Annotated in this window: 8 protein-coding genes and 1 rRNA gene; 6 read left to right on the forward strand and 3 right to left on the reverse strand. The window is 73.4% G+C overall.

Annotated elements, in window-relative coordinates; translation table 11 throughout:
* Window positions 1–8: 8 nt before the first annotated feature.
* Window positions 9–1,259 carry an ROK family transcriptional regulator gene (locus E4A51_RS06180; RefSeq protein ID WP_134851161.1) on the reverse strand — a complete coding sequence of 417 codons (1,251 nt, stop codon included), beginning with the start codon at window positions 1,257–1,259 and terminating at the stop codon, window positions 9–11.
* A gap of 196 nt (window positions 1,260–1,455) precedes the next feature.
* On the opposite strand from E4A51_RS06180, the gene E4A51_RS06185 reads away from it, so the two are divergent.
* From E4A51_RS06185 to E4A51_RS06195, 3 genes are read left to right on the forward strand one after another with little or no spacing between them, the layout of a single operon-like run.
* Window positions 1,456–2,778: an ABC transporter substrate-binding protein gene (locus tag E4A51_RS06185; protein WP_134851162.1), complete on the forward strand. Its 1,323-nt coding sequence runs from the start codon at window positions 1,456–1,458 to the stop codon at window positions 2,776–2,778.
* Window positions 2,779–2,795: 17 nt separating this feature from the next.
* Complete coding sequence (locus E4A51_RS06190) at window positions 2,796–3,752, forward strand: carbohydrate ABC transporter permease (protein ID WP_046527816.1); 957 nt, start codon at window positions 2,796–2,798, stop codon at window positions 3,750–3,752.
* Window positions 3,749–4,573, forward strand: coding sequence for a carbohydrate ABC transporter permease (locus E4A51_RS06195; protein ID WP_070319706.1), 825 nt, complete (start codon window positions 3,749–3,751; stop codon window positions 4,571–4,573). The genes E4A51_RS06190 and E4A51_RS06195 overlap by 4 nt, the downstream gene beginning before the upstream one ends.
* Before the next feature lie 77 nt (window positions 4,574–4,650).
* On the opposite strand, the gene E4A51_RS06200 is transcribed toward E4A51_RS06195, so the two are convergent.
* Window positions 4,651–6,831, reverse strand: coding sequence for an alpha-galactosidase (locus E4A51_RS06200; RefSeq protein ID WP_240696397.1), 2,181 nt, complete (start codon window positions 6,829–6,831; stop codon window positions 4,651–4,653).
* A gap of 173 nt (window positions 6,832–7,004) precedes the next feature.
* Between E4A51_RS06200 and E4A51_RS06205 the strand changes: the two genes are divergently transcribed.
* The 3 genes from E4A51_RS06205 to glgB all read left to right on the forward strand — a co-directional run bounded on the left by E4A51_RS06205 (window position 7,005) and on the right by glgB (window position 12,735).
* Window positions 7,005–9,560, forward strand: coding sequence for a glycoside hydrolase family 2 protein (locus E4A51_RS06205; protein WP_134851163.1), 2,556 nt, complete (start codon window positions 7,005–7,007; stop codon window positions 9,558–9,560).
* Window positions 9,561–9,612: 52 nt separating this feature from the next.
* Entirely contained in the window at window positions 9,613–10,455 is an 843-nt protein-coding gene (locus tag E4A51_RS06210) for a substrate-binding domain-containing protein (protein ID WP_070319704.1), read from the forward strand.
* Between the two features lie 78 nt (window positions 10,456–10,533).
* On the forward strand, window positions 10,534–12,735 hold the full coding sequence (gene glgB / locus E4A51_RS06215; RefSeq protein ID WP_070319703.1) for a 1,4-alpha-glucan branching protein GlgB: 2,202 nt from the start codon (window positions 10,534–10,536) through the stop codon (window positions 12,733–12,735).
* A gap of 419 nt (window positions 12,736–13,154) precedes the next feature.
* On the opposite strand, the gene rrf is transcribed toward glgB, so the two are convergent.
* A 5S ribosomal RNA gene (rrf, locus tag E4A51_RS06220) occupies window positions 13,155–13,271 on the reverse strand.
* Window positions 13,272–13,278: the final 7 nt, after the last annotated feature.

Consider the following 13,278-nt stretch of genomic DNA (forward strand, 5'->3'; position numbering starts at 1 on the left):
GTCGCGGCTCAGGCGACGCCGGACCCGGCGGGCACCTCGGTGAGCGCGTCGGCCACGATCCGCATGCCGGCCTGCCGGGGTGCGAGCTCGGCCTGCAGCACGAGCGCGGCGCCGCCGACGGCGGCGGCCTCGGCGGCGTGCGACGAGATCGTGACGCGCACGCCGTGCGTGGCGCGCGCGAAGAACGCGCCGTCGAGGCGTTCCTGGACCACGGGCAGGTAGAGCGACCCGGCGTGCGCGAACGACGACCCGGTGAGGACGACGAGGTCGAGGTCGAGGACGTTCGCGAGGGACTGCGTCGCCGCGGCGACGTAGCGCGCGGACTCGGCGAGCAGGCGCACCGGCTCGTCCTCGCCGCGGGCGGCGGCCCGCGCGAGCGCCGCGAAGTCCTCCGACACGCTGCGTCCGGGCAGCGCGATGCCCGCGTCGAGCGCGCGCGCGACGACGGCGGACGGGCCCGCGAGGGCCTCGAGGCACCCGCGCCCGCCGCACCAGCAGGGCGGACCGTCGACGTCGAGGCAGACGTGCCCGACCTCGCCGGCATTGGACGAGCGCCCGCGGTAGACGGCGCCGTCGACGATGATCCCGGAGCCGATGCCGGTGCCCATGTACAACGCGGCGCAGACCGCGCCGGTGGGCACGCCGCCGGACCAGTACTCCCCCAGCGCGGCGGCCGTCGCGTCGTTGTCGAGCAGCACGGGCAGCCCGACGGCGTCCTCGATGACCGCCGCGAGCGGGAAGTCCGACCAGTGCTGCATGACCGGCGGCGCGATGGTCATGCCGGTCGAGGTCGCGAGCGGGCCGGGCGACACGACGCCGACGCCGAGCAGCAGGCGCCTGTCGACGCCGATGCGGGCCACGTTGGCGGCGATCTCGGCGGCGATCCGGTCGACGACGACGCGGGGGTCGTCGGCACCGGTGCCGGGGCGGCGCCACCGCGCGACGACCTGACCGCCGAGGTTGGCGACGACGTACGTGATGCCCGCGTGGTCGAGGTGCACGCCGACGGCGTAGCGCGCGGCGGGGTCGAGCTGCAGCAGCATGCGGGGCTTGCCGCCGGTGGACTCGGCGCGGCCGGCCTCGACGACCAGTCCCTCGTCGAGCAGCCGGCGCACGACGGTCGAGACGGTCGCGGCGGTGAGGCCGGTGGCGTGCGTGAGCTCGACGCGGCTGATGGTCCCGGCGGCGCGGATGACGTCGAGGATCGCGCTGCGGCTGCTCGTGTGCGCGGCGCCGCGCACCGGCGTGCCTGCGTTCACGTGGGCTCCCGTCGGGTTGGCGGCCGCCGGGTGGCGACCCGTCGAGCCTAACGACCGCGACACGGGACGGACCGGGTCACGACACGCCGTTGACTTACTTTGTTCAGTGGCCTAAGAATCTACACGGCGCACGGCCCGGGGCCGTCACCGCCCCAGCCGGGACACCGAGGTCCCGGCGCCGACGAGAGGATCGACGATGTTCCTTCACCAGCGACGCGGGCGGCTCGCCGTCGCGTCGACGGCCGTCGCCCTGCTCGCCCTCACGACCGCCTGCTCGGGCGGGGCCGAGGGCGAGGAGAACACGACCGGCGAGCCCGGCGGCTCCCTCACGGTGCTCACGTGGCGGACCGACCTCGTCGAGGACGGCACGTTCGACGACTACGTCGAGCGGTTCAAGACCACGTACCCCGCAGTCACCGACGTCAAGGTCGAGGGCATCACCGACTACGAGGGCGAGGTGAAGACGCGCATGAGCACCGACAACTACGGCGACGTCCTCGCGATCCCCGGCTCGGTCACGCCCGACCAGCTCGGCGACTTCTTCGAGCCGCTCGGCGAGCAGGCGGAGCTCGCCCAGGAGTACCGCTGGCTCGCCGACAAGTCGTTCGAGGGCACGAGCTACGGCATCCCGGTCGTCGGCAACGTCCAGGGGCTCGTCTACAACACCAAGGTCTGGCAGGCCGCGGGCCTGACGGACTTCCCCACGACGCCCGACGAGTTCCTCGAGGACCTCGCCGCGCTCAAGGCGGCCGACCCCGGGATCGACCCGCTCTACACCAACTACAAGGACGGCTGGCCGCTCACCGCGTGGGAGTACTACCGCGGCGGCGTCTCGGGCGACCCCGACTACGTCAACCAGATGGTCACGTGGGACGACCCGTGGGCGGACGGCCGCGACCACGAGGTCATCGACGGCCTGCTGTACGACGTCGTCGCGCAGGGACTCACCGAGGCCGACCCGACGACGACCAACTGGGAGCAGTCCAAGCAGCTGCTCGGCACGGGCAAGATCGGCGTGATGCTGCTGGGGTCCTGGGCGATCCCGCAGATGCAGCAGGCCGCCGTCGACGCCGGCGGCTCGGCCGACGACATCGGCTACATGCCGTTCCCCGCCCAGGCCGACGGCACGTTCCACGCCACCGCCGGCGGCGACTACAACCTCGGCATCAACGTCGCCTCGAAGAACAAGGTGACCGCGCGCGCGTGGATCGACTGGTTCCACCACGAGTCCGGCTACTCCGAGTCGCAGGTCGGCCTCTCGCCGCTGATCGACGGCGCCACGCCCGCCGCGCTCGCCGACTTCGTCGACCAGGTCGAGCTCGTCGAGATGAACCCCGCGCCGCAGGGCAAGGAGTCGCTGTTCGCCGACATCGACACGGCGTCGGGCATCGTCACGACGGACCCGAAGTACCGCCAGAAGATCATCGACGACGCCCGCTCCGGCGCCCGCACCAAGCAGCAGGTCTTCGACGACCTCAACGCCGCGTGGGCCGAGGGCCGCGCCGACGTGGACGCCTGACGCGCGGTCGCCGCACCATGACGACCACCACGACGGGCGCCCCCGGCCCGGTGGACGCCCCCGCGCCCGCGACCCGCCCCGCCCCCTCGGGCGCGGGTCGCGGCGCGCGCCGGCGTCGCCGCGCGGTGCCGTACCTGTTCCTCCTCGTCCCCGTCGGGCTGCTGCTCCTGCTGACGTACCTGCCCGTCGCGAACATGTTCTGGTACTCGGTGACGGACTGGGACGGCCTCGCGCGCACGAAGGAGCTCGTGGGGCTCGACAACTACGTCGAGATCTTCACCGACCCCGACAACGTCCGCGTCTTCTACGTCTCGCTGTACTACTTCCTCGCGTCGTTCGTGCAGATGGCGCTCGCGCTGTACTTCGCGACCGTCCTGTCGTTCCGCGTGCGGCTCAAGAACCTGTGGAAGGGGATCCTGTTCTTCCCCTACCTCATCAACGGCGTCGCGATCGGCCTGATCTTCCTCAACTTCCTCAAGCCCGGGGGCGGCCTCGACACCGTGCTGCTGGCGGCTGGCCTCGACGCGCTGGTGCGGCAGTGGACGGGCGACCCGGCGGTGGCCAACGTGACGCTCGCCGCGGTGTCCGTGTGGCGCTACACGGGGCTGAACTTCGTGATGTTCCTCGGTGCGATCCAGTCCATCAGCAGCGACGTCTACGAGGCCGCGGAGATCGACGGCGCCAACCGCTGGCACGAGTTCCGGCACATCATCCTGCCGTCGATCCGACCGATCGTCGGCCTGTCGTTCATCCTCGCGATCTCGGGCGCGCTGTCGGTCTTCGAGATCCCGTACGTCATGACGAACGGCGGCAACGGCACCGAGACCTTCGTGATCCGCACGATCTGGATGGCGTTCAACCGGAACATGGTCGGCCTCGCGTCGGCGATGGCGGTCGTGCTGCTGGTCGTCGTGCTGCTGGTGACGTGGGTCCAGCGTCGCGTCGTGCCCGAGCAGGAGGTGGACCTCACGTGACCCGCGCCCTCACCGCCACCGGCAAGTACCTGTCCCTCGTCGTCGCGTCCGTCGTCACGCTGCTGCCGCTCGTGCTCATCCTGTTCGGCTCGTTCAAGACCGGTCAGGAGTTCCTCGCCACGAACCCGTTCACGCCGCCCGAGAGCTGGGGCAACGTCGCGAACTACGCGACCGCGTTCACGCGGGGCGGGATGCTGCGGGGGTTCGCCAACACGGTCGTCGTCTTCGTCGCCGCGATCACCGGCACGATCCTCGTCGGCGCGGCGACCGCGTACGCGCTCGACCGCTTCCGGTTCCGCGGGCGCTCGGCGGTGCTCGGCCTGTTCCTGCTGGCGACGCTCGTGCCCGGCGTGACGACCCAGGTCGCGACGTTCCAGATCGTCAACGGCCTCGGGCTCTACAACTCGCGCTGGGCGCTGATCCTGCTGTTCACGGGGACGGACATCGTCTCGATCTACATCTTCCTGCAGTTCGTGCGCGCGATCCCCCGGTCGCTCGACGAGGCCGCGACGCTCGACGGCGCGGGGCACCTGCGGATCTTCTTCCGGATCATCCTGCCGAACCTCAAGCCCGCGATCGCGACGGTCGTCATCATCAAGGGCATCGGCATCTACAACGAGTTCTTCCTGCCGTTCCTCTACCTGCCCGACCCCGACCTGCGGCCCATCTCGACCGCGTTGTTCGCGTTCAAGGGCCCGTTCGGCTCGCAGTGGGAGGTGATCTCGGCGGGCGTGGTCATCACGATCGTGCCGATCCTCGTGCTGTTCCTGCTGCTGCAGCGGTACGTCTACAACGGCTTCACGTCGGGCGCGACCAAGTGAGCGGCTGACGACGCAGGGCAGGACGACGGAGGGCGGCGGGGTGACCCCGCCGCCCTCCGCACCGCCCGCGGCCGTCGTCAGTCGACGCGCGTGGCCCGCAGCAGCACGAGCCGCTCGGGCTGCAGGTGCGGCGGCCGGACGCCGACCTGCCCGAGCACGCGTCCCGTCGTGCGCAGCCCCTCGGGCTCCCACCACGGCACGTGCTGCCACGGCCCGACGACGTCGGCGGGCGCCTGCGGGCGCACGTGGTACGTCGCGTCCGGGTCGAGCCCGGGCAGCGTCACGAGCGCGGCGGGCGCCTGCGCCGAGGACGCCACGGTCGCGATCGCGAACAGCGCGTCGGAGCCGTCCTGCGCGACCACGCCGTGCACGGCGTACGCGGGGTCGACGGGGTCGGCGTGCACGCTCACCCCGGTGTGCAGCAGCTCGCGCACGTCCTTGTAGAGCGCGACCCACGCCGCGAGCTCGGCGCGCTCGGCGTCGTCGGCCTCCCGCAGGTCCCACTCGATGCCGAGGTGCCCGAACAGCGCCGTCCCGGCCCGGAACCCCAGGCCCGCGCGCCGTCCCGTGGAGTGCGCGGTGCCGGAGCCGATGTGCGCACCGATGAGCTCGAGCGGGATCAGCAGGTTGGTCCACGGCTGGATCGTGCGGCGCTCGAGGGCGTCGATGCAGTCCGAGGCCCACACGCGGTCGGTGCGCTCGAGGATCTCGAGGTCGACGCGCGCGCCGCCCGACGAGCAGGACTCGATCTCGACCCGCGGGTGCCGCGCCTTGAGCTCGTCGATCAGCCGGTACACGGCGAGCGTCTGCCCGTGCACGCCGGGCACGCCGTCGGCGCCGTGCCCCGCGTCGAGCAGGTCGCGGTTGTGGTCCCACTTGAGGTAGGCGATGTCGTACTCGGTGAGCAGCGCGTCCAGGCGCTCGAGGATGTGCGCGAACGCCTCGGGACGCCCGAGGTCGAGGACCTGCTGGTGCCGCGCGGGGCGCGGGAGCCGGTCGGGCAGGCGCAGCATCCAGTCGGGGTGCGCCCGGGCGAGGTCGGAGTCCGGGTTGACCATCTCCGGCTCGACCCACAGGCCGAACTGCATGCCCAGGCCCGTGACGTGCGAGACGAGCGGACCGAGGCCGTCGGGCCACACCTCGTCGGACACGTACCAGTCCCCCAGGCCGCGCGAGTCGTCGCGGCGGTCGCCGAACCAGCCGTCGTCGAGCACGTAGCGCTCGGCGCCGACGGCGGCGGCCGCGTCGGCGAGCTCGGTGAGCCGCGCGAGGTCGTGGTCGAAGTACACGGCCTCCCACGTGTTGAGCGTCACGGGCCGCGGCGTGCGGGGGTGCTGGGGCCGCGCCCGGAGCCACGCGTGGAAGCGGCCCGCGAGCTCGTCGAGGCCCGCGGCGCCGTAGGACGCGTACAGCCACGGGCTCGTGTACGACTCGCCGGTGCCGAGGCGGACCTCGCCGGGCAGGAGCAGCTCGCCGCCGCCGAGCAGGCCCGGGTGGTCGTGCGCGCGCTGCGCGAGGCTGCGGTGGTTGCCGGACCACGCGACGTGCACGCCCCACACCTCGCCGCGCCGGTGCCCGAGCTCGTCGGTCCCGGCGACCAGCACGTACGGCGTGTCGAAGCCCGTGCGCCCGCGCCGGTTCTCGCGCAGGCGGGTGCCGTGCGTGAACGGCGTGCGGATGGGGTGCCGTTCGCGCGCCCAGTGCCCGCCCATGTCGAGCAGGGTCGTGGCGCGCAGCGGCACGGGCAGCGTCAGCAGGACGCCCTCAAGGTCGTACGTGCCGTCGGCGGTGTTGGTGACGGTCGCGCGCTGGCGCACGACGCCCTGCGGCGTGAGCTCGAGCACGAGCTCGAGCCCCAGCCCCGCCGCCGGGTCGGCGGCCGTCACCGTGACGAGGTCGCCGCCGCCGGCGGTGCGCGCGTGCGTCGCACGCTCGAGCGCGAACGCGCTCGACCAGCCGCGGCCGCCGCGCGACCCCGTGAGGCCGGGCACGCCCAGCCAGCCGGTCGACTGCTCGGGGAGCACGGACGGCACGACCTCGCCGTCGACCGACGACGCGGCCGGCGCCGAGCGGGCCGCGAGCCGCAGAGCGGCGAGCGCGGCCCCGGGCAGGTCGCCGAGGTCGGCGCCCCAGTGCAGCACGCGCGGCAGCCCTGCCGCGAGGTCGAGGACGAGGCTCACGCCCGCCGCGCGCAGGTGCAGCACGTCGGCCGTGTCCAGGGTCGTGGGGGACGTCACGTCGTCGGGACGCAGGGGCACCGCTCACCTCCGGGTGGATTCGTGCGCACCAGCCTAGGAGGAACTCGGCGAAGCGTTGACGGACTAAGTTCAGCAGCCTAACAATGTGGGTGGCTCCTCGGGTCGGACGGCCCGCGGGCGCGCGACGACGCGCGCCCGCCGGGGGCACAGGACCTCCGGGAGCGCGCACGCACATGGACCACCACCTCCTCGACGACGGCTGGACGCTCACCGCCGACCCCGCGACGCTCCCCGACGACCTGCCGGAGCCGCTGCTCCGCGCGCTGCACGACGGCGTCCCCGCGCACGTCCCCGGCACGAGCCACACGACGCTGCTCGACGCGGGCCTCGTCCCCGACCCCTACGTCGACGACAACGAGACGCGCCTCGCGTGGATGCGGCACGCCACGTGGACCTACGCGCGGCCCGTGCGCATCGCCCCCGCGCTCGCCGGCGAGCGCGTCGACCTGGTCCTCGAGGGCGTCGACACGGTCGCCACGGTGCGTCTCGACGACGACGTGCTCGCACGCACCGCCAACCAGCACCGCACCTACCGCGTCGACCTGCGCGCGCACCTGCACCACGACGTCCGCACGCTGAGCGTCGAGCTCGGGTCCGCGCTCGCGCACGCCGAGGCCGAGGCGCGCCGCCTGGGGCCCCGCCCGCTCGCGTACCCCCAGCCGTTCAACATGGTCCGCAAGATGGCCTGCTCGTTCGGCTGGGACTGGGGCCCGGACCTGCAGACCGCGGGCCTGTGGCGGCCCGTGCGGATCGAGCGCTGGCGCGTCGCGCGGCTCGCGTCCGTGCGCCCGCTGGTCACCGTGCGGCCCGACGGGACCGGTGTCGTCGACGTGGTCGTCGACGTCGAGCGGTCGGGGCTGCCCGGCGGCGACGTGCCGCTCGTGGTCACGGCGCGCGTCGCGGGCGCCGAGTCCGTGGTGACGGTCGACGCGGGCGCGACCGCGGCGACCGCGCACCTCGAGGTGCCGCACGCGCCGCTGTGGTGGCCCGTCGGCCACGGCGCCCAGCCGCTGCACGCGCTCGAGCTTGAGCTGCACGCCGCGGACGCGGCCGCCCCGGCGGGCCCGCGCGCGACCGGCGCGCGCCTGGGTGCGTGGAGCCGCCGCATCGGCTTCCGCACGGTCGAGCTCGACACCTCGCCCGACGACGTCGGCGCGGCCTTCACGCTGCGGGTCAACGGCCGCGCGGTGTTCGTCCGCGGCGCCAACTGGATCCCCGACGACCACCTGCTCACCCGGATCACGCGCGACCGTCTCGCGCGGCGGCTCGACCAGGCCCTCGGCGCGCACCTCAACCTCGTGCGCGTGTGGGGCGGCGGGATCTACGAGTCCGAGGACTTCTACGACCTGTGCGACGAGCGCGGTCTGCTCGTGTGGCAGGACTTCCTGCTGGCGTGCGCGGCGTACCCCGAGGAGTCGCCGCTGCTGGAGGAGCTCGAGGCCGAGGCCCGCGAGCACGTCGCGCGCCTCACGCCGCACCCCTCGCTCGTCGTGTGGAACGGCGGCAACGAGAACCTGTGGGGCTTCCGCGACTGGGGGTGGCCCGACGAGCTCGAGGGGCGCACGTGGGGCCTGCGGTACGCCACCGAGCTGTTCCCGGCCGTGGTCGCCGAGCTCGACCCCACGCGCCCGTACGTCGAGAACAGCCCCGCCTCGCCGGGGTACGACCTGCACGACGTGCACCCCAACGACCCCGACCACGGCTCGCACCACCAGTGGGAGGTCTGGAACCGCGTCGACTACACCGCCTACCGCGACGAGGTCCCACGCTTCTGCTCCGAGTTCGGCTTCCAGGGCCCGCCCACGTGGGCGACCCTCACCCGTGCGGTGCGCGCTGCGGACGGCACCGTCGCCGGCAAGGACCACCCGACCTTCCTGCTGCACCAGAAGGCGGAGGACGGCAACGGCAAGCTCGACCGCGGCATGGCGCCGCACCTGGGCGTCCCCGACGACCTCGCGGACTGGCTGTGGGCGGCCCAGCTCAACCAGGCGCGCGCGGTGCGGTTCGCGATCGAGCACTACCGGTCCTGGTGGCCGACGACCGCGGGCGCGATCGTCTGGCAGCTCAACGACTGCTGGCCCGTGACGTCGTGGGCCGCGGTCGACGGCGACGGGCGCCCCAAGCCGCTGTGGTGGGCGATGCGCGCGGCGTTCGCGGACCGGCTCGTCACGGTGCAGCCGCGCGACGGGTTGGACGCGCTCGTCGTCGTCAACGACACGCCCGTGCTGTGGAAGGGCACGGCCGTGCTCGAGCGCCAGACCCTCGACGGCCGCGTGCTCGCTCGGGCCGAGCGTCCGCTGACGGTCGGCGCCTGGTCCGTGGGCACGTTCCCCGTGCGCACGGACCTGCGGACGCCGGACGACCCCGCGCAGGAGGTGCTCGTCGTGACGCTCGACCGGTGCCGCGCGGTCCGCACGTGGCTCGAGGACGTCGACCTCGCGCTCGACCCCGACGCCGTCGACGCTCGTGTCCACCCCGTGCAGGACGGCTACGAGGTGCAGGTCGCGGCGCGGTCGCTGGTCCGCGACCTCACGCTGCTGGTCGACCGGCTCGACCCGGCGGCGAGCGTGGACGAGGCGCTCGTGACGCTGCCCGCGGGCGCGAGCGCGACGTTCCGGGTGCGCACCCCGGTCCCGCTGGACGCCGACGCGCTCGTCGCGCGGCCCGTGCTGCGCAGCGCGAACGACCTCGTCGCGGCACGGCGCGCGACGGCCACGCCCACCGCGTGACGCCCGGCCCGCCGCCGGGGACGGTCACGACGTGGCGGCTACGCTGACGGCCGTGGGCGCTGACGCGATCGGACTGGTGCTGGCCCGCCCGGCGCGCATGCTGGGGCTCGAGCCGTTCTTCATGGAGCTCATCGGCGGCATCGAGGAGACCCTGTCGTCCGACGACCGGTCGCTGCTGCTGCACGTGGTCCCGGACCACGACGCCGAGATCGCCGCGTACCGCCGGTGGGGCCAGGGCCGGCTCGTCGACGCGGTCGTGCTCGTCAACCTCGTCGTGGACGACCCGCGGCTCGACGTGCTGCGCACGCTCGGCATCCCCACGGTCGTGGTCGGCGGGCCGGAGCGCACGCTCGACGGGGTCGCGCACGTGTGGATCGACAACGCGCAGGCGATGCGGGACGCGGTGGGGTACCTCGTCGACCTCGGCCACGCGACCATCGGGCGCATCTCCGGGCCCGCCGACCTCGCGCACACACGGTCGCGGACCGACGCGTTCCTGTCCGAGTGCGCGGCACGCGGCGCGCGCGGCGTGGTCGTCGAGGGCGACTACGCCGAGGCGTCGGGCACCCGCGCGGCCCGCACGCTGCTGGGCCGCAACGACCCGCCGTCCGCGCTGGTGTTCGACAACGACGTGATGGCGGTCGCGGGGCTCGGCGTCGCGCACGAGCTCGGGCTGTCCGTCCCCGGCGACGTGTCGTTGCTGGCGTGGGACGACTCGGCGCTGTGCCGGCTCGCGCACCCGCCCCTCACGGCGATGAGCCTCGACGTCCACGCGATGGGCGTCCAGGTCGCCGACGCCGTGCTCAACCTCTTGGCGTCGGGTCGCCCGACCACGTCGTCGGCGCCGCTCCCCCGCCTCGTCGCGCGCGGCAGCACGGCCCGCCGCACGCGCTGACCGCGCCGGTCGCGCCCAGGGCACGACGGTGTGCGGCGACCACCTGCGCCGACGCCCCGGGGGTGGTTGGGTAGGCACATGACTGCGGCCGCACCGTCCCCCGTGCCCGTCGACCACGACACGCTCCGTGCCGTCGCGGCCGGGACGTTCTACGACCCTCACGCGGTGCTCGGCCCGCACGTCGGCGACGGCGCCGTCACGGTCCGCACGCTGCGTCCGCTCGCCGACCGGGTGGTCGTGACCACCGCGACGGGGAGCGTCGACGCGCAGCACGAGAGCGACGGGGTGTGGGTCGCGCTGCTGCCGGGCACGGTCGTGCCGGACTACCGCCTCGAGGTCACGTACGGCGGGCACACCACGACGGTGGACGACCCGTACCGGTTCCTGCCGACCGTGCAGGAGCTCGACCGGCACCTGGTCCGCGAGGGCCGGCACGAGCAGCTCTGGCAGGTGCTGGGCGCCAACGTGCACACGTACCCGGGCCAGCTCGGCGAGGTGCGCGGCACGTCGTTCGCCGTGTGGGCGCCCAACGCCCGCGCGGTGCGCGTGGTCGGCGACTTCAACCACTGGCAGGGCGCGACGCACGCGATGCGCTCGCTCGGCGACAGCGGCATCTGGGAGCTGTTCGTGCCCGGCGTCGAGGCGGGTGCCCGGTACAAGTACGAGATCCTCGGGGCCGACGGCTCGTGGCGCCAGAAGGCGGACCCGCTCGCGAAGGGCACCGAGGTTCCCCCCGCGACGGCCTCGGTCGTCGTCGAGTCGCGCTTCACGTGGTCGGACGACGCGTGGATGACGGCACGGGCGGAGCGGGACCCGCACACGGGCCCGTTGAGCGTGTACGAGGTCCACCTCGGCTCGTGGCGGCAGGGTCTGTCGTACCGCGACCTGGCGCACCAGCTCACCGAGTACGTCCTCGAGACGGGCTTCACGCACGTCGAGCTGCTGCCCGTGGCCGAGCACCCGTTCGGCGGCTCCTGGGGCTACCAGGTGTCGTCGTACTACGCCCCGACGTCGCGCTTCGGTCACCCCGACGACTTCCGCTACCTCGTCGACTGCCTGCACCGCGCCGGCATCGGCGTGATCCTGGACTGGGTGCCCGCGCACTTCCCGAAGGACGAGTGGGCGCTCGCCCAGTTCGACGGCACGGCCCTGTACGAGCACCCGGACCCGCTGCTCGGCGAGCAGCCGGACTGGGGCACGTACGTGTTCAACTTCGGGCGCTCCGAGGTGCGCAACTTCCTCGTGGCCAACGCGACGTACTGGCTGGAGGAGTTCCACGTCGACGCGCTCCGCGTCGACGCCGTCGCGTCGATGCTCTACCTGGACTACTCGCGTCAGCCCGGGCAGTGGCGCCCGAACGTGTACGGCGGCCGCGAGAACCTCGAGGCGATCTCGTTCCTGCAGGAGGCGAACGCGACCGCGTACCGGCGCGCGCCCGGCATCATGATGATCGCCGAGGAGTCCACCGCCTGGCCCGGGGTCACCGCGCCGACGAGCGCGAACGGTCTCGGCTTCGGCCTGAAGTGGAACATGGGGTGGATGAACGACACCCTGCGCTACCTGCAGGAGTCACCGATCAACCGGCGCTACCACCACCACGAGATCACGTTCTCGATGGTGTACGCGTACTCGGAGCACTTCGTCCTGCCCATCAGCCACGACGAGGTCGTCCACGGCAAGGGCTCGCTGTACGGCCGCATGCCGGGCGACCACTGGCAGAAGCTCGCGGGGGTTCGCGCTCTCCTGGCGTACCAGTGGACGCACCCGGGCAAGCAGCTGCTGTTCATGGGGCAGGAGTTCGCGCAGCAGGGCGAGTGGGCCGAGTCGCGGTCGCTCGACTGGTTCGCGCTCGACGACGCGTCGCACCGCGGCGTCCAGAGGTGCCTCACCGACCTCAACGCGCTCTACCGTGCGACCCCGGCCCTCTGGCAGCTCGACGAGACGCCCGACGGCTTCGAGTGGCTCGCGTCCGACGAGGCGGACCTCAACCTGCTGGCGTACGTGCGCAAGGGGGTGGGCACGCCGCCGGCCGTCGTCGTCGTGAACTTCGCGGGCGTCCCCCACGAGGGCTGGCGCGTGCCGTTGCCGCAGGGCGGTCGGTGGCGTGAGGCCTTCAACTCGGACGCGGAGATCTACGGCGGCTCGGGCGTCGGCAACCTCGGCGCGGTGCAGGCCGAGCCCGTGACCCACTACGCACGCGCGTGGTCCGCCGAGGTGCGCGTGCCGCCCCTGGGGGCGATCGTCCTCGTCGCCGACGACGCGCCCGCCGACGACGCCTGACGGATCGGCCGCACCAGTCCGCACGGCAGAGGGCCGCACTCCGCTCGGAGTGCGGCCCTCTGCCGTCTGACCTGCGCCGTAGGGGAACCCTGCCGTCGACGCTCTGGCGCGCGAGCCCTGCCGTGGACACTCCGCCACACGAGCCCTGCCGTCGACGCTCCGCCGGACGGGCCGGGCGGTGGACACTCCACGGGCCGGGCCGGGCCGAGGCCACTCCGCCGTACGAGCCCGGCGGCCGACGCTCCGCGTACAGATCCTGCCGGCGACATTCCTGCCGTGGGGGGACCGCAGTACGCGCCCGGTCAGCCCGTGTGCCACGGTCGGTCGCACGCGCTCGGTGCCCGCTCGCGCGCCGTCAGCGGGCCCGGAGACGACGAAAGGCCCACCCCTGTGAGGGGTGGGCCTTTCGTTGAATGGTTGTCCGGCGGCGTCCTACTCTCCCACACCCTGGCGAGTGCAGTACCATCGGCGCTGAAGGGCTTAGCTTCCGGGTTCGGAATGGGACCGGGCGTTTCCCCTTCGCTATGACCGCCGTAACGCTGT

The organism is Cellulomonas sp. HD19AZ1 (genome assembly GCF_004535805.1).
In the GTDB taxonomy this organism is placed as follows: Bacteria; Actinomycetota; Actinomycetes; order Actinomycetales; family Cellulomonadaceae; genus Cellulomonas; species Cellulomonas iranensis.